The organism is Methylosarcina fibrata AML-C10 (assembly GCF_000372865.1).
Taxonomy (GTDB): Bacteria; Pseudomonadota; Gammaproteobacteria; order Methylococcales; family Methylomonadaceae; genus Methylosarcina; species Methylosarcina fibrata.
This window is the reverse complement of sequence record NZ_KB889965.1, coordinates 3,617,764-3,639,396: the sequence shown is the minus strand read 5'-3', so window position 1 is coordinate 3,639,396 and position 21,633 is coordinate 3,617,764. Positions and strand designations below refer to the sequence as shown.

General features: G+C 53.8%; 23 protein-coding genes, 1 tRNA gene and 1 pseudogene (1 of these 25 only partly in view). 14 read left to right on the top strand and 11 right to left on the bottom strand.

Annotated features, from left to right (window positions below; all coding sequences use genetic code 11):
* Positions 1-75: 75 nt before the first annotated feature.
* A complete protein-coding gene (locus A3OW_RS0116945) occupies positions 76-513 on the top strand; it encodes an FxsA family protein (RefSeq protein ID WP_020564639.1) in 438 nt (145 codons plus the stop codon).
* A gap of 56 nt (positions 514-569) precedes the next feature.
* Here the strand turns inward: A3OW_RS0116945 and A3OW_RS0116940 are convergent, their stop codons facing one another.
* Complete coding sequence (locus tag A3OW_RS0116940; protein ID WP_020564638.1) at positions 570-809, bottom strand: YgaP family membrane protein; 240 nt, start codon at positions 807-809, stop codon at positions 570-572.
* 112 nt (positions 810-921) lie between these two features.
* On the opposite strand from A3OW_RS0116940, the gene uvrD reads away from it, so the two are divergent.
* Positions 922-3,087: a DNA helicase II gene (gene uvrD / locus A3OW_RS0116935; RefSeq protein WP_020564637.1), complete on the top strand. Its 2,166-nt coding sequence runs from the start codon at positions 922-924 to the stop codon at positions 3,085-3,087.
* Between the two features lie 154 nt (positions 3,088-3,241).
* On the opposite strand, the gene A3OW_RS29150 is transcribed toward uvrD, so the two are convergent.
* From A3OW_RS29150 to A3OW_RS27995, 4 genes are all read right to left on the bottom strand, one after another.
* Positions 3,242-3,463, bottom strand: a complete 222-nt coding sequence (locus tag A3OW_RS29150) for a type II toxin-antitoxin system HicA family toxin (protein ID WP_083918239.1) — start codon at positions 3,461-3,463, stop codon at positions 3,242-3,244.
* A complete protein-coding gene (locus A3OW_RS0116930) occupies positions 3,456-3,677 on the bottom strand; it encodes a type II toxin-antitoxin system HicB family antitoxin (protein WP_020564636.1) in 222 nt (73 codons plus the stop codon). Before A3OW_RS0116930 ends, A3OW_RS29150 begins: the two co-directional genes overlap by 8 nt.
* A 148-nt stretch (positions 3,678-3,825) precedes the next feature.
* Complete coding sequence (locus A3OW_RS0116925; RefSeq protein WP_020564635.1) at positions 3,826-4,158, bottom strand: hypothetical protein; 333 nt, start codon at positions 4,156-4,158, stop codon at positions 3,826-3,828.
* 22 nt (positions 4,159-4,180) lie between these two features.
* Complete coding sequence (locus A3OW_RS27995; RefSeq protein ID WP_157385930.1) at positions 4,181-4,417, bottom strand: hypothetical protein; 237 nt, start codon at positions 4,415-4,417, stop codon at positions 4,181-4,183.
* Between the two features lie 298 nt (positions 4,418-4,715).
* Here A3OW_RS27995 and rlmN point away from each other — a divergent pair, with 298 nt between their 5' ends.
* Positions 4,716-5,771: a 23S rRNA (adenine(2503)-C(2))-methyltransferase RlmN gene (gene rlmN / locus A3OW_RS0116920; RefSeq protein WP_020564634.1), complete on the top strand. Its 1,056-nt coding sequence runs from the start codon at positions 4,716-4,718 to the stop codon at positions 5,769-5,771.
* Between the two features lie 66 nt (positions 5,772-5,837).
* On the opposite strand, the pseudogene A3OW_RS29145 reads toward rlmN, so the two are convergent.
* Positions 5,838-6,318, bottom strand: a pseudogene (locus A3OW_RS29145) (REP-associated tyrosine transposase).
* Between the two features lie 129 nt (positions 6,319-6,447).
* On the opposite strand from A3OW_RS29145, the gene A3OW_RS0116910 reads away from it, so the two are divergent.
* From A3OW_RS0116910 to A3OW_RS0116900, 3 genes are all read left to right on the top strand, one after another.
* Positions 6,448-6,726 carry a BrnT family toxin gene (locus A3OW_RS0116910; RefSeq protein WP_020564633.1) on the top strand — a complete coding sequence of 93 codons (279 nt, stop codon included), beginning with the start codon at positions 6,448-6,450 and terminating at the stop codon, positions 6,724-6,726.
* The gene (locus tag A3OW_RS0116905) at positions 6,701-6,973 is read left to right on the top strand and encodes a BrnA antitoxin family protein (protein ID WP_026223678.1); all 273 of its coding nucleotides are present in this window, start codon (positions 6,701-6,703) and stop codon (positions 6,971-6,973) included. Before A3OW_RS0116910 ends, A3OW_RS0116905 begins: the two co-directional genes overlap by 26 nt.
* A 386-nt stretch (positions 6,974-7,359) precedes the next feature.
* On the top strand, positions 7,360-7,638 hold the full coding sequence (locus A3OW_RS0116900) for an Lpp/OprI family alanine-zipper lipoprotein (RefSeq protein ID WP_020564631.1): 279 nt from the start codon (positions 7,360-7,362) through the stop codon (positions 7,636-7,638).
* A gap of 190 nt (positions 7,639-7,828) precedes the next feature.
* Here A3OW_RS0116900 and A3OW_RS0116895 read toward each other — a convergent pair whose 3' ends face one another.
* Positions 7,829-10,456 carry an MMPL family transporter gene (locus tag A3OW_RS0116895; protein WP_020564630.1) on the bottom strand — a complete coding sequence of 876 codons (2,628 nt, stop codon included), beginning with the start codon at positions 10,454-10,456 and terminating at the stop codon, positions 7,829-7,831.
* A 167-nt stretch (positions 10,457-10,623) separates the two neighbouring features.
* Between A3OW_RS0116895 and A3OW_RS0116890 the strand changes: the two genes are divergently transcribed.
* Both A3OW_RS0116890 and A3OW_RS0116885 read left to right on the top strand, forming a co-directional pair.
* On the top strand, positions 10,624-12,030 hold the full coding sequence (locus A3OW_RS0116890) for an NfeD family protein (protein ID WP_020564629.1): 1,407 nt from the start codon (positions 10,624-10,626) through the stop codon (positions 12,028-12,030).
* On the top strand, positions 12,023-12,787 hold the full coding sequence (locus A3OW_RS0116885) for a slipin family protein (RefSeq protein ID WP_020564628.1): 765 nt from the start codon (positions 12,023-12,025) through the stop codon (positions 12,785-12,787). The genes A3OW_RS0116890 and A3OW_RS0116885 overlap by 8 nt, the downstream gene beginning before the upstream one ends.
* A 72-nt stretch (positions 12,788-12,859) precedes the next feature.
* On the opposite strand, the gene A3OW_RS0116880 is transcribed toward A3OW_RS0116885, so the two are convergent.
* The gene (locus A3OW_RS0116880) at positions 12,860-13,768 is read right to left on the bottom strand and encodes a sulfotransferase domain-containing protein (protein WP_020564627.1); all 909 of its coding nucleotides are present in this window, start codon (positions 13,766-13,768) and stop codon (positions 12,860-12,862) included.
* 510 nt (positions 13,769-14,278) lie between these two features.
* On the opposite strand from A3OW_RS0116880, the gene A3OW_RS0116870 reads away from it, so the two are divergent.
* The 6 genes from A3OW_RS0116870 to A3OW_RS0116845 all read left to right on the top strand — a co-directional run bounded on the left by A3OW_RS0116870 (position 14,279) and on the right by A3OW_RS0116845 (position 18,835).
* Positions 14,279-14,560, top strand: a complete 282-nt coding sequence (locus A3OW_RS0116870) for an antibiotic biosynthesis monooxygenase (protein WP_020564625.1) — start codon at positions 14,279-14,281, stop codon at positions 14,558-14,560.
* Positions 14,561-14,618: 58 nt separating this feature from the next.
* On the top strand, positions 14,619-14,903 hold the full coding sequence (dhiT, locus tag A3OW_RS0116865; RefSeq protein ID WP_020564624.1) for a type II toxin-antitoxin system toxin DhiT: 285 nt from the start codon (positions 14,619-14,621) through the stop codon (positions 14,901-14,903).
* 9 nt (positions 14,904-14,912) lie between these two features.
* Entirely contained in the window at positions 14,913-15,191 is a 279-nt protein-coding gene (locus A3OW_RS25345; RefSeq protein WP_020564623.1) for a DUF2442 domain-containing protein, read from the top strand.
* A gap of 31 nt (positions 15,192-15,222) precedes the next feature.
* The gene (locus A3OW_RS0116855; protein ID WP_026223676.1) at positions 15,223-15,702 is read left to right on the top strand and encodes a GNAT family N-acetyltransferase; all 480 of its coding nucleotides are present in this window, start codon (positions 15,223-15,225) and stop codon (positions 15,700-15,702) included.
* A gap of 444 nt (positions 15,703-16,146) precedes the next feature.
* Complete coding sequence (locus A3OW_RS0116850; protein ID WP_020564621.1) at positions 16,147-18,249, top strand: AAA family ATPase; 2,103 nt, start codon at positions 16,147-16,149, stop codon at positions 18,247-18,249.
* Between the two features lie 510 nt (positions 18,250-18,759).
* Positions 18,760-18,835, top strand: a tRNA-Lys gene (locus A3OW_RS0116845).
* Positions 18,836-19,235: 400 nt separating this feature from the next.
* On the opposite strand, the gene A3OW_RS29140 is transcribed toward A3OW_RS0116845, so the two are convergent.
* The 3 genes from A3OW_RS29140 to A3OW_RS0116820 all read right to left on the bottom strand — a co-directional run.
* Positions 19,236-19,547 (bottom strand): HGGxSTG domain-containing protein, encoded by a 312-nt coding sequence (locus tag A3OW_RS29140; RefSeq protein ID WP_083918238.1) that lies wholly within the window; start codon positions 19,545-19,547, stop codon positions 19,236-19,238.
* 664 nt (positions 19,548-20,211) lie between these two features.
* On the bottom strand, positions 20,212-20,637 hold the full coding sequence (locus A3OW_RS25340; protein WP_020564618.1) for a hypothetical protein: 426 nt from the start codon (positions 20,635-20,637) through the stop codon (positions 20,212-20,214).
* On the bottom strand, positions 20,630-21,633 hold the 3' portion of the coding sequence (locus tag A3OW_RS0116820; protein ID WP_020564617.1) for a DUF3987 domain-containing protein. Its footprint extends 463 nt past the window's final position; 1,004 of the gene's 1,467 nt are visible here — the last part of the coding sequence; the start codon falls outside the window, past its right edge; the stop codon is at positions 20,630-20,632. Before A3OW_RS0116820 ends, A3OW_RS25340 begins: the two co-directional genes overlap by 8 nt.

Below are 21,633 nucleotides of genomic sequence, written 5' to 3'. Positions count from 1 at the left end.
GAGCGATATTATCCTAGAATTTGACCCAAATTGCCTTTATATTGTGTGGACAGTATTTTGAAACAGAGTGGTTCGATGAAAATTTTTCAATGGTTGTTTCTTCTGGTCCTGATTGTCCCTTTTCTGGAAATCTACTTGCTGATTGCGGTCGGCGGCGTCATCGGCGCAGCGCCGACCGTTTTCCTGGTGGTTTTTACCGCCGCGCTCGGCGCCTGGCTATTGAAGCAGCAGGGCCTTGCGACCTTTCAGCGCTTCCAGGCGAGCCTCGCTCAAGGCATCGTGCCCGCTTATGAAATGATCGAAGGCCCAATCATTCTGGCCGGAGGCGCGCTCTTGCTGACGCCGGGATTCATTACCGACCTGCTCGGCTTTGCCTGCCTGGTTCCTCAATTGCGCAAAAAAATAGCCCGCTATATCATTGAGAATGTCGTTACTCGAATGGACGGCCCCATGCCAAAGCCGTGGCCTGCCGAAAAAGACGTCCTGGAAGGAGAGTTTCGAAAGGAGGACTGACCGGCGAAAGACGAAGGCTCAAGGCGGCAACAACCCCTGCCCCGAGCCTTGCCCGATCAAGCCGACGGCGCCTCGCCGCCGGGCACATCGCCGGTGCTTCGGCAAAGACCCGCATTGATCGGGCAGAAGCCGAAAAATCCGGTGGCGATCAGGATGGAACCCACCAGCAAAAAGAAAATCGAAGCGGTGAAAACGGAAATGACCACCATGGCCGAGCCGCCGTAGATACGGTATTGCTTTTCCTTGCCCCCGACATTGTTTTCATACTTGAACATACGTTTATAATCGAACTTCATCTTCATTCCTCTATGTGCATTGATTATTATTCGGCAAAACCTCATTTCAATTTGCCGTTACCCAAACTGAGCAAATATACACAGATGCACGAAATCTGCAAGCGATAAAATAATGGACATTACCTCGATTATCGAACCTCTCAACGCGGAGCAGCGCCAGGCCGTCACCGCGCCTTCGCAGCCGCTTCTGGTTCTGGCCGGGGCCGGCAGCGGCAAGACCCGCGTCCTGGTTCACCGCATCGCCTGGCAGATCCGGGTGGAAGGGCTGTCCCCGCACAGCATCCTGGCAGTGACCTTCACCAACAAGGCGGCGCGGGAAATGCGCAGCCGAATCGAAGAACTGCTGAAGATCCCGGCTAACGCCATGTGGATCGGCACGTTTCACGGCCTCGCCCATCGCCTGCTCAGGCGTCATGCCGAACAGGCGAGATTGCCGCCCACCTTTCAGGTCATGGATTCGGCCGACCAGCTCAGAGTCATCAAACGCCTGTTGAGCGGCATGAACCTGGACGAGGCCCGGTGGCCGCCGAAACAGGTGCAATGGTACATCAACGCGCAAAAGGACGAAGGCGTCCGGGCCCGGCACCTGCCGGACACAGGCGATCTCTTTGCCCGCCAGATGATTGCGATTTACCGGGCCTACGAAGAGCTCTGCGAGCGTTCCGGCCTGGTCGATTTCGCCGAACTGCTGCTCAGGGCGCACGAGCTGTTGCGCGACAATCCCGAGGTGCTGGCGTTTTACCGGCAGCGGTTCCGGCACGTGCACGTCGACGAGTTTCAGGACACCAACACCATCCAGTATGCCTGGCTCCGCTTGTTGACCGAAGGACTGGACAATCTGTTCGTCGTCGGCGACGACGATCAGTCCATTTACGGCTGGCGCGGCGCCAAGATCGAAAACATTTACAGCTTCCAGAAACATTATCCGACGCATCAACTGATCAAACTGGAACAGAATTACCGTTCGACCGGCAACATTCTGAAAGCCGCCAACGAGGTCATTGCCCACAACGACGGCCGGCTCGGCAAGGAACTTTGGACCGAGTCCGGCGAAGGCGAGCCGATTTCGGTCTATGCCGCCTTCAACGAACTGGACGAAGCCTATTTCGTCGTCGAAAGGATCAAAGCCTGGATCAACGAAGGCGGCCTGCGCAGCGACGCGGCCATCCTGTACCGCTCCAACGCGCAGTCGCGCCAGTTCGAGGAAAAGCTGGTGGCTTCGGGCATTCCTTACCGGGTCTACGGCGGCCTGCGCTTCTTCGACCGGGCGGAGATCAAAAACGCGCTGGCGTATCTCCGGCTGATCGCCAACCGTCACGACGACGTTTCCTTCGAGCGCGTGGTCAATACGCCGGCCCGGGGCATCGGTGCCAAAACGGTGGACGAGATTCGCCTGCTCGCCCGCGACCGGAGTGTTTCGCTGTGGCAGGCGGCGGACACGATGATCCGGCAAGGACGGATTTCCGCCCGGGCCGGCAACGCGCTGGCCGGATTCATGGCGTTGATCGAGCGCCTCGGCGAGGACTCCGAAGGACTGGAGCTTTACGAAAAAGTCCGGAAGGCCGTCGAAACAAGCGGCCTGCTCGACCTGTACCGCAAGGACAAGGCGGAAAACGGCGAAGAAAAGGTCGAAAACCTGGAAGAGCTGGTGAACGCCGCGCGCCTGTTCGATTACAACGCCGACAACGAAGAAAACCTGGGCGAGCTGGAGCTCTTTCTGGCGCATGCGGCGCTGGAAGCGGGCGAGATGCAGGGCGAGGATTTCGACGACTGCGTGCAGTTGATGACGCTGCATTCGGCGAAAGGACTGGAATTCAAGCTGGTGTTTATGGTCGGCCTGGAAGAAGGCCTGTTTCCGTCGCTGCAATCGGTCGAGGATCCGGGCCGCCTCGAAGAAGAACGCCGCCTGTGCTACGTCGGCATGACCCGGGCGATGCGCAGCTTGTATCTGACTTACGCCGAATCCCGGCGCTTGTACGGACGCGACAGCTACCCCAGGCCCTCTCGCTTTCTGCGCGAAATTCCCGCCGAATGCCTTCAGGAAGTCCGGATGCGCGGCACCTTCAGCCGCCCTGTCGCGGCCGCGCCGGCAAATCCGAAAACGCCCGCCGCGGAAAGCCGGTACCGGCTGGGGCAGCGGGTCAGCCACGCCAAATTCGGCGAGGGCGTCGTGCTGCAAATCGAAGGCGAAGGCGCGCAGGAAAGAGCGCAGATCAATTTCAGGAACACCGGCACCAAATGGCTGATGCTGGCGTATGCGCAATTGGAAGTTTTGTGAGTTTCTGGCGGGTTGTTCTTAACCTCTCTCGTCTTATTCGGCAGTAAGTAGCCCGAATGAAACGCAGTGGAATCCGGGATAATCGAAGTCCCGATTGCCCCGGATTCCGCAAAGCTCCATCCGTGCTACTAGCTGGAGCGCCGTGGGCCAACGCTCAAGATTCGAACTCGCTTCTGGGTATCCCGGACTGGCGGATGATGGATTGAAGTGTGCCAATCCGCACTTCGGCATGGTTTGGAACCGGTACGGTAACCGTTGCATCAGACAGGTGCCTCTGCATCACGATATGGCTGCCGCGTCGCCGCACCTCAAGAAACCCATGGCGCGCGAGGATCGCACAAACTTGATTCCCGGAGAGAACACCGAGCTTACCCAACGGCAATCTCCAGTCGGGTCACATAGACTTCCTCATGCAAGCGCGCCTGAATCTCCTCGGGAGAGGCTGTTTCGAAAAACAGTTCTAATGCTTCCCGAAGATTCTCGCGGGATTCTTCGATGGTATCGCCCTGACTGGCGATATCGAGCTCCGGGCAAAGCGATACATAGCCATCCCCTTCGCGCTCAATAAACGCTGTAAATTGCTTCTGCATAATATCTACTCCAATGTCTAATCGTCATTTCTCGGTTCCGCTAACCAAGGCTTGTTACTTGTATGAGCCAATTATCCCTTGTCGAACTTACGCGATAGTTTGGCATTGGGAGAGTATGGTATGGAATTTCCTTCGGCGCAATATGGTTCTATTTTTCTTCCCACCCGACAACAATGTCGTTTTCTAAAAAAATTCGGATCCTAAACTGGCCTTTTCTAACCTGATGATATTTCCATGTTTCCTTGGTTTTTGACTTAAGTACTTTTCTTTCGATGTCATTAGGACCTCCACGTGAATCAAACAGTTGCTCGGACGTTTGCCCTTGCCAGATATAGCCATCTAAAATTTTCTCGGCAATATGAGCATTCTCATACTTTTTTACTAAAAACTTCCTTCGTGAGTCCCTTTGTACTTTTCTAACTATTGCCCCTAAGATTTTTAATGAAATGAATGCGCTGATGATGAATATTATTATTGTCATAATTCAATTATCTGGTTATTTGCTATGAAAGCATTTGCTCAAATAAGCAAAGCAATAAAGCTATGAGGGGAGCTATTGTTAAGTAAGAGGCAATCATTGCCGTAAATCCGACTATTGCTCCGATAGTCATACCCAGGGATGCGCTAAGCTTTACATAAGCAAAAAGACCACATCCCCCAGCAATAAGATTTCTACAATAAAAATAACTTTGTCTTCTTTTCTGCGTTGATAATACACTCTGAGCAAATGTTCTTTTCATAGGTCAATTCCTAAAAACTCAAGCCTAAAAATTATCTTGTTCATCTCTTCGGCAAGAAACGCATTCGATTTTAACACTCGTACTCAGCAGATAAAACCTGAATCAAGATATAAGGATGGGCTGCCGAAGAAAGCCTACTTGTGTCCCAGAGGGTATCATTCGCGGTAATTATCCAAGCCCTTACTGCTCGAAGGACGATTGTTGCATGAAAATTAAGCCGGGTTGGAATAAAATTCGAGTCCCCTACTATTAAAACGAATCGATATCGGCAAAAAGCCGGTATCAACAGGAGAAACGTTTGAAACAATCTTTTTATGATCTCAATTATTCCGATTTAGAGGCGGTCGTAAATCAAAATAACTTAAACTCCTCGGTAGCGACCGTCCTTTTTAACTGGTATTACAAGAAAAAAGAAAACACTCAGTGCCATAATAAAATTTCTAAATCCGCATTGGCTTTTTTTGAAAAAAATTTTGACTTTACTCTACCCGAAATCGAGATTGTTCATGAGTCGCAAAAAGATCGATCGGTAAAATTTCTTTTTAAGCTCAAAGACAATCACAAGGTTGAAACCGTCCTTATTCCGTTTAGCAATAAATATTCTATTTGCCTCTCATCCCAGGTTGGCTGCGCGATGAAGTGTTCTTTTTGCTTTACCGGAGAGCAAGGGCTTAAAAGAAATTTGGCTACGAGTGAAATTGTCGGGCAATTTCTACAGGCTTGGCGTTGGCTGGCAACCCATAGGCCCGGAGAAGAGAGGATTTTAAATATTGTTTTTATGGGACAAGGCGAGCCTTTACATAATTTTGATGCGGTTAAAAAAGCGTGTGAAATCTTTTTGTCTCAACACGGAACTTCAATTGGCGTTCAAAAAATTACTGTCTCAACGGCGGGTTATATTCCCGGGCTTAAAAGATGGAGTCAGGAAATTCCCGGCGTGAACCTTGCGCTATCTCTTCATTCGCCGTTTGAGGAAAAGCGAAATGAACTGATTCCTATCAACAAAAAATATCCTCTCGACGAGGTGTTGGCCCATATTGACAAGATACCTTTAAATAAAAAGCAATTTGTTACTTATGAATATATTTTGATAAAGGATTTTAACGACTCTCCGGATGATGCTAAAAAACTGGGGATGATGCTGGCCGGCAAAAGCGCGTATATCAATTTAATTCCTTTTAATTCATTCCCGGGATCACGTTACAAGCGGCCGGATTTGGATCAGGTTGAAAATTTCAAGGAAGTTTTGGATGGGTTTAAAATCCCGACTTTGATAAGGGGTGTCAAAGGCGATGACGTATTAGCCGCCTGCGGACAACTCAATTCCAATAATCAGGTCCGTAGGGCGCAATAACCAACGGGTATTGCAACGAATGAGAATTAATCCTTATAAACCTAATACCGTTTCCGTTCCTCCTGCTCAATTCAACGGATAAACATTTTCCTCGACCAAACGATGAAAGGTGGAATACGGCCAGTCGGCTACCCTGGCAACCAAACCGTGTTTCACCGGGTTTATATGAACATAATCCCTATGGGCCTGGTCATCGGCATCATCGGTGATTAAATGTTCCCGATATCGACCCTCGTTCGCCTCGCCGCAGTCTAACACTTGACCGGTATTCCTCCTTAGGTAACGATTTTGAAAATCCCATCTTTATTAATCGCCATCGCAACGGGAAATCCACATCGTCTTTCGGCAATTCGATGACACAATGCATAGGATTCGGCAAGACAACCCATCCATGAATTTTGAATGGATGGCTTTGTTTGACCGGACGAATAGTTTCTCGTAACAAATGAATATGGCGAACGAGAAGATCATTGTCTCTTCGCTCCAGTAAATTAACGGTAAAAAAGCAAGTTCCTCCCGGATACCATACGCGCCGATAGCTTGGCATTGGGAGAGTATGGAATGGAATTTCTTTCGGCGCAATACGGCTTCGCCTATTGGCGCCCTACGTGCCCTGTCGCATTGCAGTAGCAATTTAATAGTTGACCCATCATTAAATTGTTACTACGATTTGCAGATGATCATCGAATTCGACCCTGCCAAAAACTTAAAAAACATCCGCGAACGCGGGCTGAGTTTTGAACGGGCGGCCGATTTCGACTTCGAAACCGCTGTTTTTATGACAGACGACCAGCGCGATTACGCCGAAGTCCGCCGCATCGGCGTAGGCTATTTGGACGGCAGATTGCACGTTCTGTGCTTTGTGTTTATTGCCGGCGGCATCCGTGTCATCAGTTTTCGCAAAGCCAATCACAGAGAGGCTAAAAGATATGGCAAACCCATCACCCTTAACTGATTCGGACGGCGAAGTCCGTGAATTGACCCGGGATGACTTTAAAAAAGCCGTGCCGTTTTCCGGGCTGCCCGAAGAGTTGAAAAGCGTCCTGCGCGGACGCGGCAAGCAGAAAGCGCCGACCAAGATATCCACCACGGTGCGTTTCGACGCCGAGGTGCTGGCGGCTTTCAAAGCCACCGGTAAAGGCTGGCAAAGACGCATGAACGAAGCGCTGAAGGAATGGCTGAAGGAGCATAGGCCGCAATAGTCGCATAAATTGAAACTCAACGAAATCGCTGGAATAATAGCCCGAATGGCTATGCGAATCGGCGTTGATCGGTTATTCCTTTCCGTCAGCAGAAAATCAAGTTGTCTTTTATGATAAGCACCGGATTCAGCTCTCATTAAGGTTTTACGAAGAAAATACACCGAATAACTCAAGCATTGCATCACCGAGTTATTGATAAGGGTTAACATTTATTGGTTAAGCCCGGCCACTATCCTAATGGCTGTATCAAGAGCGTCAAAATTGACCTAGGGAAATCACCGGAATAGGGCTCTTAATGATTCGATAAGACAAGTCGGTAAGAATAGGAACCGGCAGCGACAAACATTAAAAAGTTTTTATTAATCATCTTCAGCAAGGAAAATACTATGAAAAAAATGATCAAACTGGCAACGATTGCATCGGCTTTCAGCCTGGTTGCGGCATGCGCGACGACTTCGGATGTTGAAAATTTACAATCCCAGGTTGACGGTCTGAATACCTCCGTCAAGCAGGCATCGGCCGATGCCGCCAGCGCGCAAACGGCAGCGGCCGATGCGGCGGCCAAGGCGGAAGCGGCGGAAGCCGCAGCCAATAGGGCGGCTGAACTGTCCGAAGACACCAACAGCAAATTGAATCAAAAATTCAAGCGGTCGATGATGAAATAAACGCTTGTTGGCCTATCAAGGGCGGAAAACCGCCTGGCAGGCAGTTCCTGGAGAAATTCTGAATTAATCGCTTCTTCTCTCCCGCAGAGAAAGGGAATGAATCGGAGTTTCTCCAGGCCTTTCGATACCATCTTCATCATTGATCCCACGCGTCGGCGGAAAACTCCAGACGTGGACAGACAAGACCTCGTCAGCCGCGTACTTTATACGCATAAGCCGGAAGCACGACGATCGTGCAGACGATCACCAGCGTCAAGCCCACGGACAGCAGCAGCCCCATGCTCGCCAGTCCCGGATGCGAAGTAAACGCCATGCTGACCAGGCTGCCCACCGTGGTCAGACAACTGAACACGACGCCTCTGGCGGTGCTGGTCCGCAATACGTTTTGCTGCTGGTCGGGCAAAGCCCGAAGGCGGCTGACGATGTAGATGCCGCTGTCGACGCCGAGGCCCAACAGCAGCGGTATCACAATGATGTTGGCGAAATTGAACGGCGTATCGAGCACGACCGTGGCGGCCCCGGTCAGTATCGCCGTCATCAGGAGCGGCAACAGAATCAACAAAGTGTCTTTTATGCTGCGCGTCACGATCGACAAGACCGTTACGATGGCCGCCAGCGTGAACAGCAATGCCTGAAGAAACGAGCGGACCACAGCATCTGCCGATTCCAGATAAATCACCGGCAGGTCGGTCGCGTGGGGCGCAATCTTGCGGACTTCCTTCACGAACGCCTTCAGGTTGTCGCGCTCGTTGAGATCCTTGCTCGGAAACGCCTGAATCCGGTAGATTCCGTCTTTACTGAGCCAGCGTTCGGACAGCTCTTTCGGCAACCCCTCCAGCGTCACCCGATCGGCCTCGAATCCTTTCCATAACTTGTTCATGCTCCAAGGCAGGGCGCCCAACAAATTCCGCTGCAATCGATTGAGCAAGGCTTCCTGATCGTCCGGAGGTTTCGATTCGATGAAGGTCAAAAGACGGCTCAGTACTTTTTGCAGCCGCTGCAACGGCTCGGCCAAATCGCTGCCCGGATTCTTTTTCAGATGCCGGTTGGCGGTATCGATGAATTGGGTCAGCGCCGCCCGATGGTTTTCAATGCTGTCCGGCATCGGCGGCGGAAATTCGCCAAAACGCAAGCCCATCACCAGAGCCAGCTCCTGAATCACCTCCAGCTTGGGCTCCTGCTGCGTCGGGATGAAATCGAAAATGGTGACCGTCTCTTCCACCGTTTTCAATTTTTCCAGCCGCTGCGCTACGGTTTGCGCTTCCTCCCGGCCGTCCGCCAAGATCGACAGCGTCATCGGAGAACTTGTTTTGGTCTTCAACAGTTCGCGAAACGTCGCCACGGACTCGCTTTCGGGATTGCGCAAATTGAGCGGGTTGAAATCGAACCGGACCTGGGTCAAAAGACCGATGCCCGCAAGCGTTACGCCGAGCGCGGTCCACTTGATGAACAGCGCATGACGCATGGGAAAATCGTAAACCCAGGCCGGAAAGGACCCACCGAACGATTGCTCGCCGGCACGCAACGGAAACAGTCTCAGCAGCGCCGGTATCACCGTGATCGAAATGAACAAGGCGATAAGGATGCCGCCGCCGGCAATGACGCCCAGCTCCGCGACGCCCACGTAATCGGTCGGGATAAAGGAAAAAAATCCCAGGGACGTCGTGATCGCGCACAGAGCGATCGACGGCCCGATGTCGCGCACCGCCCGGAGCAACGCCTCTTGTTGCGGAAGTTGTTGCTGCAGCAGCTCCCGGTAGCGAAGATTGAGCTGTATCGCATAGTCGTCGCCGACGCCGATGTAAAGCACCGCAAAGGCGATCGAAATCAGGTTGAGATGGCCGACCGCCCAGGTGGCAAAACCCAGGGCGAGAGACAAGCCCATCAGCATCGAGGCCAGCGTGACCAGCATCAGCTTCCACGAGCGGAACCCCGCCAGCAAAGCCACACAGACCAGGATTATCGACGCGATCGTGGCCGCGTTCGTGCTCTCCTGGACGTTGACGAGTTCGTCGTGCTCCAGCACGACTTCGCCGGTCAGCCGAATCCCGACGCCGGGCAGCGCCTGTTTGGCTTTTTCGACCCGCCGCCGAACGTCCTGCAGCGCCTTTTCGGAGGGCACCAACGCGCTGAAATCCAGTACCGGCTTAAGCAGAATGAAACGCTGAGTGGCAAGCAGGTCCGGTTGCTCGCCCAACATCAGGCGTTGCCATGACAACTGCCGGTTTTTTCCGTCCAAAAAAGTTTCGGTGACCTCCCGAACCCTGTCCAGCAGCGGTTTCAGATCCACCGGCAACTCGCGCTCTTCTCCGGAGACGGCCAGCCCCACGATCGACAGCAGGTTTTTCAGGCTGTTGTCCCGCATCAGGGTGCCGACGAACGGCTGCACCTCGGCCATCTTCCCGGCCAGTTCGTTCAGGTCGTCAAGATCGAGATAAAGCAGGGCGTGGCGATCGAAGAATTCGCCTTCCCCCGGAACGTGGACGGACTCGATATAGTCTTTGCCCTCGTTGAATTTCGCTGCCAGATAGGCAAGCGCCCGGGCGGCTTTTTCCGGAGTCGGAGCGTCGACCACTACCAGAATCGAGGCATCGTCCTGGGGAAACGCCTCGAGAAAGCGGGCGCGGTCCTGCAAAAAAGGCAGATCCTGGGACAGTATTTTGGTCGTGTCCGTATCGATCCCGAGATTGCGGACGGTGTAATAAAGACTCAGCCCACAAAGCACGCACATCAGCAAAACGTAAGTTTTGGGAAAACGCAGCAGCGGGGCCGTCAAGGCAGCGAAAAAAGAACCGGTTGCATCAGAAATTTTTTTCATGCGTCACCTATGTCTTTGCTTTCGGTCACTGGCCGCCTTTCCGGCACGGCCAAGCGGAACTTGGAACTCTGGCGGCGGAAAATGAGTCATTCTATTACCCTCTTTCAATGACCCGCGGGGCAGTCGTAAAGTTCGGCTTTGTCCCGGTGCGCCCAGGGCCTGAAACTATGCTCACGACAATCCGTTTACGCTGGCCGGTTCTTCTCTCGCTTGCACTCCTGCCAGTTGTTCAGAGCCACGCGCGGACGGAGGACGCCGGAGCGGTTTCTCGGCCGCCGGCGGTGATCGTTCAGCTTGCGATCCAGGACGCGATCGGTCCCGCCACCAGCGATTACCTGGAGCGAAGCATGGAAAAAGCCGTCGAATCCGGCGCCGACGCCATTCTGATCACCCTGGATACGCCGGGCGGACTGGACACGTCGATGCGCCGGATTATCAAGAAAATCATCGCATCGCCGATTCCGGTGATCGCTTACGTGACCCCGGGAGGCGCCAGAGCGGCCAGCGCCGGCACCTACATCCTCTATGCCAGCCATATTGCCGCGATGACGCCCGGCACCAATCTGGGCGCCGCAACGCCGGTGCAGATCATCGGTTCCGACGAACCGGAGAGAAAACCCGGCAAGAAGCCGGATCCATCCGCTCCTTCCAACGAAGCCCCGGCTCCGAAAAATGCGATGGCGCAAAAAGCGGTCAACGACGCCGTGGCCTATATCCGAAGCCTGGCCGAGATGCGCGGCAGAAACGCCGACTGGGCGGAACAGGCGGTCCGCGAGGCCGTCAGCCTCAGCGCCGAACAAGCCTTAAAGAAAAACGTCATCGATATCGTGGCGGCCGACACGGCCGATCTGCTGCGGCAGCTCGACCAGCGAAAAATCCGCCTGCCGGGGCGGGAGACGATGCTGAATACGAAAAACGCCCTGCTCAAACCGATCCGGCCGGACTGGCGCAGCGAATTGCTGGCGGTCATCACGAATCCCAACATCGCCTACATCCTGATGCTCGCCGGCATTTACGGCCTGATTTTCGAATTTTCCAACCCCGGCACCGTCATTCCCGGAACCATCGGAGGCATTTGTCTGCTCCTGGCTTTATACGGTTTTCAGATCCTGCCGGTCAATTACGCCGGCATGGCGCTGATTCTGCTGGGAGTGGCCTTGATGATCGCCGAAGCGTTCGCGCCCGGCTTCGGTATCCTCGGCTTCGGCGGACTGACCGCGTTCATTATCGGCTCGATCATCCTGATCGATACCGACGCGCCGGGCTTCGGCATCCATCCGGCCCTGATCGGCGCGGTCGCATTGAGCAGTGCGGTCTTTTTCATGGTGATCCTGGGCATGGCGATCCGGTCGCGGCGGCACAAGGTCGTTACCGGTGCGGAAGAACTGCTCGGCCAGAGCGGAACCGTGATCGAAGATTTCACCGGCACCGGTCTGGTCCGCGTGCATAGCGAAATCTGGCAGGCGCACGCGGCCGAAACCCTGCACAAGAATCAACGCATCCGGGTCGTCGGCAGGGATGGCCTGACGCTGCGGGTGACCGCCTTTGCGGATAAGGAGAAAAGCCATGTTTGAATATTTCGGTATCGTCTTCGGCGCGCTCGTGTTTTTATTATTGGCCAGCGCCTTCAGAATCCTGCTCGAATACGAGCGCGGCGTGATCTTCATGCTCGGGCGTTATTACAAAATCAAAGGTCCGGGCCTGATCCTGGTCATCCCTCTGATCCAGCAGATGGAAAGGGTCGATCTGCGCACCATCGTAATGGACGTGCCGCCTCAGGACGTCATTTCGCGCGACAATGTTTCGGTCAAGGTCAACGCGGTCGTTTACTTCCGGGTCATCGATCCGGACAAGGCCATCATCCAGGTGAAAAATTTTTTCGAAGCCACCAGCCAACTGGCGCAAACGACGCTGCGCTCGGTGCTCGGCCAGCACGAACTGGACGAAATGCTGGCGGAGCGCGACAAGCTGAACATCGACATACAGACGATACTCGATCAGCAGACCGACGCCTGGGGGATCAAGGTCGCCAACGTCGAAATCAAACACGTCGATCTGGACGAGAGCATGATCCGAGCGATCGCCAAACAGGCGGAAGCGGAACGGACCCGCCGCGCCAAGATCATCCACGCCGAAGGCGAGATGCAGGCTTCGGAAAAACTATCGCAGGCGGCCGAAATTCTGGCCCGCCAACCGCAGGCGATTCAGCTTCGCTATTTGCAGACCTTGACTGAAATCGCCGGGGAGCGGTCATCGACGATCGTGTTCCCGCTGCCGATCGACATGCTGCACGAGTTCCCCGGCAAGCGCCGGCTCGTGCCGAAAGAATGAATCGCTTTGCCCGGAATCGGTCGGTCCTAAGGGAGTGGTTACCGTGTCCGAACCGGCGAGCTTCAGCGAGCTTCAGCGAACTTCGCCGCCCGAAGCCAGCCAGCGCGCACAGTCCTCGCCCAGCTCGGCGACGGCCCGTGCTTCGTAGGCGCGCGTGTCGTCTTCGCCCAGCACCTCCCGCCAGCGGCCGTTGGTGCCTTTGTTGATGAAAACCTCCGCGCCGCCGTCCCAGAATACACCGCCCAAAGGCGCGCATTGCGGCGCATGCCGTTTCATCCAGTCGAACGAACAGTAGTCGACGATGGCCGGCCATTTCAATTCGTCGACTGTGATGTCCAGAAAGTCGGCGATCCGGCGCATCTGCACCGGCCCGTCCCGCTTCAGGTCGGCAAAATGCACCAGCAGCACGTTCGGAAGCTGCCGGATTTCCCACCAACTGCGGATATGATGCCAGAACGGCCAGAAAGGATGACCGTCCCGGTCGAGCCAGCCGCGCCAATAACGCAGGATGTCGGGATCGGCCGGCTCGATCGGAGGCCCCACCCGGCCGGGCGTTTCGTTCAGCGCATCGAACCAGGCTTGGTTGGCGTTCGCATGATGGTTGTACAGGCTCCAGACCACGTCGCGCCCGTCGCGTCCGATGTAGATGTATTTGGCCTTGGGTGAAAACACCAGCGCATCGACCGGCAAATGCGTCTTCAGAAAGCGCCGGTGGCTTTGCGCCGCAACGGCGGCCAGTTTCTCCGCTTTCGGGGGCACCCTGAGATCGAGCCACGGAGACAACTCGGCCACCTGAAGTTCGGGACGACCGCCGAAGATCAATTGGCCGACGATCTGCTGCATCCAGGTCGTTCCGGATTTGCCGTAGGTGGCAATGACGACGTCGTCGTTGCGGAACTCGAAATCGTTCCAAACGGTGGAATCGAAGTGATGGTTGTGGAGTTCGCGCCTCTTCTTGGGCCACTGGATGGTCTTGTTCATGGGCATCCTTATTTATGGAAAAGTTTTAGCGATCGGGCCAGCCCAAACCCATTCAAACGCCCTTCATTTCAGATCCGCGGAGACTGACAAAATATCGGCTAAGAATGCGGTCAAAAACATTTTCCGCATGGCCAACAAAGACCTGCCAGGTCTTTAAAACCCCGGCAGGTCTTGGGCGAGAAAATGAGTTCCAGCCCTATCCTAAAAGAGCGCGAGCAGAGCTCAGCCTTTGCCCGCTCCTTACTTCGATTGCTAGGCCATCCCTTCCCGGAAAAAACGGACAATGAGTAAAATGGGATTGGGTCTGACCGCATTCTACATCAGTCTCTTTGGAATCCAACATCGGCAGGCTGAGTTCGCCCCCTATCTGTCCCTTACAACAAAAATTTGACCGGCCGATTGGTTGTACACGCCTGACTATCATCAAGATAGAAAACCGTATATCATCCGGTACGGGAAGATATGCAGAAAATATAATTACTTGTTAGGGCTATTCACAAAGGCACTCGCATGCAACATGTTTTAATCATTCATGAGGTCGAAGCTTATCCGGCATGGAAGGCAATTTTTGACCAAGCAGCGGACATTAGAAAACGTGCAGGGGAAATCAGTTACCAATTGCTGCGCTACGACAATGATGCAAATAATATCGTCCATTTCTCGGAATGGTCCTCGCTGGACAATGCCAGACGTTTCTTCGAGTCTCCTGAACTGGTAGAAATCCGGAAAAAGGCTGGTGTAAAAGCGCCAGACTTCATTTATCTGCAAGAGATAGAGCGTGGTGTGCTATAGCACTAGAGAGGGACGCGCAAAAAGCCGCCCGCCCCTCAACTTAACGTTGGACAAACAAATGAAAGAGTTTAGTATGCCTACAATTTCGATGTTCTACGGAATCCTAATCTTGATGTATTTCTATGACAATAAGAAACATAGCGTTCCCCATATTCATGCTGAGCATGGGGAATACGAAGCTACCATAGCCATTGAGGATGGTTCTGTTCTCGGAGGCAGCTTGCCGTCAGCAAAAATGAAATTGGTACAAGCTTGGATAGAAATACACCGAGAAGATTTAATGGCAGATTGGAAGCTGGCCGTTGCTGGCGAACCCGTCTTCAAAATAGACCCATTGCGATAGGAGTTTTCCGTGGACAAGATTGTAAAAGCTATTCCCCTCGATAATTATCGAATTGAGATTCAGACAACTAGCGGTATTTCCGGCATCTTTGATGTCAAGCCTTACTTAGGAGGGAGTGCATTTAAAGAGCTTGCTAATGAATCATATTTTCGCCTGGTGCGTCCTATACGTCATGGCATTGCATGGCCACATGAACAAGATTTCAGTTCAGATACCATTATCTGGGATATTCAAAATGCCCAACAAAGCGCTCCAGAAGACTCCGCTAATGCTACGCTGCTGAGCTAATCGTTAGATGTCACTTATGCAGAGCACAGTAATGATCGAAGTGGTAAGGGCAAAATTGGCAGATGCGCCAGCTGTATGCGTAGCTTTGAGACGATCAATAGCGGAAGTTTGTGGTTCCGATTACTCTCATATTGAGGGCTTCGTCGAGAATTGGCTGAAGAATAAGACTCCGGAGAACGTAGCTATTTGGATTGAAAATCCTGCGGCATATTTCATAATTGCTCGTGCTTGCAATTCAGACATAGTGGCTGGGGTTGGGAGCCTAAGCCGAGCTGGCGAGGTTCTTCTCTGTTACGTCATTCCCGAATACTTGGGTCGGGGCGTTGGGCGAAGCATTTTGGAGGCGTTGGAGATGCAAGCCCTTGAATGGGGAATTCAAAGACTCACGACGTTAAGCACAATCACCGCCCGTGATTTCTATGCGCGGCAGGGCTTTAGGCCATGTGGCTCAACTATCTCGGAAAGTGGATATGAAATCGAGATTCCAATGGCAAAGGAACATGTCATCTAACACGTCGTTCAATGGGACGCTTCGCTACGCGCCCCTTACCTTTGTGTTGAGTGACAAGAGAAAATGACCATGAACACAACATCTAATACTTTTGGTTGTAACACCTGCTGGCCTCCCTCAGCAGACGCAGCATGGGAAGCACTCAAGAGTCCCCTCTGTCAGAATAATTGCCGCCTCAAAAACTTCCCGAAAGAGAATTTAAGAAGATCCGCAATAGGAGCAGTACGAAGATTTCCCGTGATGCCACGCTCCCTGTTTGCACTGATCGTGAAGCAATCCTGTTTACCGCCCGCCAACGTTTCTTCTTCTTTTTAGGGTCCGGCTTTTCCGGGCTCACATCAAGCAAACGGAACCTCGAACTTAAATCAAGGTCTAATTGGGTTTTTGTTCAGTATGATCATGCTCCCTCCGGAACATGATCAGCGATCGCGTTGAGAAACTTTCATGTCTAATTTGTTGAAACCCAGCGATGCGGCTCCGGCCACAAGGCGTTTTAAGCTCGCCGTCAAGAAGGCTGCCGGCCGTCTACAGGACTGGTTTGTGATTCAATCAATGGCCGTCAAGCTGACGGTATTGGCCGTTGCCCTACTGATCCCGGCCACCAGCATCTATTCGTTCATGCTCATGCAGAAGCAGGCCGCCATGGCGGAGCAGATCAAGACCATGTCGGCACGCGGGGAGGCAGGGGCAATCGACGGCAAGCAGCCTGTGGTGTTCGGTACCGGTTCGGTATTGAGCTTCCTGGAAACGAACCCGGTCGAGCGCATCACCGTGGTCTTCGAACCGTTGCTGTGGGATGTATCGGAGCGCATCATCCTGGTCGAATCGCAGGGCAAACTGCATGCGTATTACCCAAGCGACATGGAGGCCAAGATCTTCGCCGACAAGGCCGTCACTGCGTCGTGGGGCAGCAAGCTTGCCTTCATCCCGCGCGGAGAGCTCAGTCCCGGCAGCCTTGAATTGTTCGAACTTCTGGACCAGCGCTTTGCCAGTGCCCGCCCGCAGATCGAGAAAGACAACTGGAAGGCCGGCGTCAGCGGCGTGATATCGGGCGCGCTGACGCTCGGCGTGCTGGGCTTCCTGTACTTCCAGTTCAAGAGCCAGCACAAGTCGCTCACGTTCATCGAGCCGTCACAAGTGCACGGCTCCATCGACGACCTGGTGGGCATGGACGACGTCAAGGCCGAGGTGGCGCAGATCAAGGATCACTATGAGCGCCGCACGGAATACGCCGAGTACGGCATATTCAAGCCCTTCAACGTGATGTTCAGCGGCCCGGCGGGTACCGGCAAGACCAAACTGGCCAGCTACCTGGCCAAGGAACTGCGGCTGCCCATCCTGTTCCATTCCGCCGCCAACCTGGAAACGGGCTTCGTAGCCGGCGGTTCGAACACGCTCAGCCGCATCGTGGCCATGGCCAAGCGGCGCAAGCGCTGCATCGTCTTCCTGGACGAGGCACAGGATCTGTTCATGAAGCGCGGCGGCCGCCGCAAATTTGACGACGACACCGCCAACACGTTGCTGTCCGTGCTGGATGGGGTGCGCAGCCAGAACGAAGCCGAGATCATCTGGATCGTGGCCAGCAACTTCAACAGCGAAACCATGGAGATGGACGAGGCCATGCTGCGCCGCTTCCAAATGAAGGTGGATTTCCGCATGCCCAACCGGACAGAGCGGCTGGCTATCTTCGGTCACTATCTGAGCCAGCGAGCCGACAAAGTGCTGCCCGGCCTGGACCTGCGCCATCTGGTGGAGGTGACCGAAGGCCGCAGCCCGGCCGACCTGGAAACCATCGTCAACCAGGCGGGCATCACGGCCGTGCAGACGGGCGGGATGATCGGCGCCGATACCCTGATGCAGGCCGCCGAGCGCGTGCTGGTGGGCAACGTCAACACCAACGCCACGAAGGAACGCGAGCGCGACCGCCGCATCATCGCCGTGCACGAATGGGGCCACTTCCTGGTGGATCTCACGCACGAACGCCAACTGACCCACGACAACTGGGAGCAGATCTTGGACGACATGAAGACCATCAAGATTTCGCTCAAGGCCAACCCGCGCACCAACGCCTTGGGCTTTGTCTTTCACAAGCAGGGAATCAACCTGCTCAAGACCAAGGGCGACATCGAACACGACGTGCGCGTGCTGCTGGGCGGAATGGCCAACGAGGAACTGTTCTTTGGCGAGGAAGGCACGACCAACGGCGCGCACAACGACATCACCCGCGTGACGAAACTGCTGCACCACGCCGTCGGCGAGATGGGCATGTACCGCAAGACCCGCCTTAACTTCGGTGCGCTGTCCCGCGAAAGCCCTGAAGTGGACGAGGAAACGCGGAGCATCATGGAAGCGCAGAGCGAACGTCTGTACGGCGAAACCAAGGCCGTGCTGGCCCGACTGAAGCCGCTGACCGAGCATCTGGTAGAGAAGCTCCTTGAAGCCGATGAAATGAGCCTGAGTGAAGCGCTGCTCGAGATCCGCAACTTCGAGGCGGCCTGTTGTATTGGTCAGGAATTTCGGATTGAGGCTGAGGTCAACAGGGCTTGACTCTTGCCGCGTCACATAAAAATTCGCTCAAAGGCTGACGGAGTCTATTTCGCTGACCCTGGTTCGGACTGCAAACTGGCCGCTCACGGCGCTCGGTTGCCGTTCCCTGTATTGGCTTCTTCGTCGCTAAAACTCAGATCGGCGTAAGCGTTCGTCCGTTGGCAATGCGTCCAGAGGTTTTGTTGATAGTATTTGCTAATGTCGAGATGATCCTGTCAATGCATAGGGAATCTGCTCATGAGGGGAGCCGCATCTTTCTCAACAGTTTAAGGCTCCCTATGTACGGGCGCCATGCTCTTAATTCGCATTTAAACTTACTTTTGATAGGATCGGACCGAGTTCGGATTTTTTATTCGATATCTTTATACACAGCTCCTGGTTCTGCCCAAGATCGGCAAGTGTTTTTTCTGCTTTCGTTCATTTTATGCCATTAGGGTTGGCTTTACCTTTAAAATCCTATAAAATTTGATCTTATTATTTTAATCGAGCTCTTAATCGATTTTCATAACGGGGGGGTTAGCTCAGTTGGTAGAGCAGTGGACTCTTAATCCATAGGTCCAGGGTTCGAGTCCCTGACCCCCCACCAAATTTCCTCTTATTTTCAAAGACTTACACGACCGCTGTTAATCTCTTTTTCTTTCACGGTTTCCGGTGCTACGCCGGTGCTACGCATTTTTAAAAAATTTGGATTTCCCCGCCCAAATTGCCGCCATCGATCCCGCTCCCGAAAAACCTACCGTTTCCGGCATTCCCTCGTGCAGTGGCCCGGTCGATTGTTTCCTATTCGGAACACAATCAATTCCCTAGCATGATTCCATGCCAACTCTCTGAAATCCGCGCCATTCGTGCATTACAGGACGGCATGATTCTTGATATGGGTATTGTTTCCTGAAAGTAACACATCACTGCAATGCCGATAAAACCGCCAGGCACAAAAAAGCCGGGTTGCCCCGGCCTTGATTTTTTCATTTGAAATTCGTATTTTATCAGTCTGTATGGCTTCGCTTTTTCTTGGGACAGAATCCATTCATTGCTGAGCGCCGTTTACCTTCCGGGGTCTTGGGGCCCGTACTTTCGCCGCCATGCCATTTGCACCGGCCATTGGCGTAAATGGCTTTGAGTTTGCAAGGTGTCCCGGCTCTGGTTTTTGCGCCACATTGCAAGCCGACTAAATCGGGCGGCAATGGCTCACTCTTCGGCGGGGGATATTGATAACCTCGTTCCCGCCATTCCTCGAATGCGGCAGAGCTTCTTTTGTAATAGGCTTTAAGGCGTTTGCGTTGTTCCTGCGTACTCACTCTATTTTCTCGAATGTTGCTGTAATGTTGCCGTATACATGGGCTTTGCTACGTTTGGCGCTGAGCCGCCAGCTCTTGCTTGTATTGAACTCCAGCGCTCACGATGTCACACTCAATATCTCCCAGTGTGACAATTTCTGACTCAATCCTTGTCTTATCTAAGATCAGTTGTGACAATTCCTGTCTCAACAAATAACCGTCAGAGCACGGTTTGTAACGCTTTTATATCTCCTAAAGTCTGTCCTGTTGCTCACGATGAGCCGCCAGCCCTTGCTTGTACTGAGTTCCAGCGTTCACAATGCCACGATCAATATCTCCCAGCTTGCATCGGTAACGCTGGCCTTTCTGATGGGGTATAGGCTCGACTTCGCCGGTTACACCGTCAATCTCTACGGGATATTGATTCGCCATTTTTACGCCCTCCTAAGCGGCTTTACGGTGGGTATTATAAACTCAGGGTTTATAATTTGCCCGGGGTGTTTCTTCGCACATTGGATGCAAACCCATCGCCCCGGCGCGTTGGCGACTTCCAAGGCTTTCGCCCGGCCTTTGCGTTTGCAGAATCCTTTCCGGCATACATAGCAGATTTTCAGGACTTGCAGATGGTTCGGCCCGCGGGAAAGGCGAACGTCATATTGTGGGAGTGTATGCTTTTCAAAATGCGTCATTGTTGAATCCTTGAATCATTGAAGTCTTCACAGCGCCGCGGTAGGTCGTCCACCGGCCGGAACCGCTGCCGGATGCAGTAGCCCCGGCTGTTCAGGTTCCGGCATTCACGACAATGATGTCGGTCGTCCGGCAATGGTACTTCTTCGGCCCGCTCCAGGTAATAGGCCAGGGCATCCGGGTTGCCGGCGCAATAGTCGAGCACGTCGTCAATCATGGCTTGATCGGTTTCGCCAATGAAATGAAGCCAGGCCAGGATGGCGGTTTTGTCATGGGTGGTAGGCGAATTAGGCGAATTAGGCGAATCGGGCGAAAGCCCAGTATTGACGCGGGTTTGAGCCGGGCGAAAAAAGGGCGAATCGGGGCGAATTTCGCCCCGTTTGGGCGAATCGCCCAGAATGTCATCAAGGATGCCGTCAAGCATTGGGCATTACCTCCCATTCGGCGGAAGCAATTCGGACTTCTCCGTTCACCACATCGACGGCTTTCTGAATCAGGCTGCACTCACGCAAGATCGATAAGGCGGTATCTCGCTTGTGCTTGTTCCGTAAGTGCTTGGGCGTCGCCGTTTTCAGAATGTCGGTCTCGCTGGCGCGTCGATTCGGCCGCTTTAGCAGCCAGGCATAGAGTTCCCGCGCCCATCGATCATGAGTCAAATCCTCCCGCTGCCCGAAGATGCCGCGCCAGGTGTCGAGCGAATACCCGGCCAGCGCGATTCCGTTTTTCATCCGTTCGGCGCTGATGATGTTCTCATCCGCATAGGCGGCCAGGACGCCGGCATTCCGGCAAGCCAGCTCACACAGTCGGACCGCAAATGGCTTGATGCAATGCAGTGGGTTTGCCGGGTCACGGGCCTGTTCCATCCGCTCGAACGTTTCGACTAAGAGCTGTCGCGCCTCATCGCTCAGGCGGATCGTGCGGAACTCGCCACATTCGCCGTCGTCGGTAATGACTTGTGCTCGAAGCATGGCCTTGCACCGGTCCCAGAACGCTTTAACGTAGGGGTCATTCCAGAATTCGTAACGGCGGTATCTCCTTGGCGGCAAGGGCTCCGGCCAGCTCACCATGAACCTCGGCCAGAGTCCGATACTGGATAAAGCCGGGTCAGTTAACGCTTCTTGTGCGACATCCGGTTGGATCATCCAGTGAGCGCAAAAACGGCGGTTATAAAGCTGAATTCGCCCGCTCATGCCGCGCTGAACCGACACCGCTTCCCCATCCCATAGCTTGTTCAGATTCGCCGATGTGTTGGCTCTCTGCTCGGCGGCCATGCCCCAGCCGCATAACATCGTGGCGCCCTCGGCGGTGAAGATGCCCTGGCTCGGCCAGCCGGTCAGGAAGCCCTTGATGATGCCTTGAACCGTAGCATCGGAAGCGAGTAGATAGGGTTCCCGCTCGNTTGTCTGTTCCTTCAGGGGTT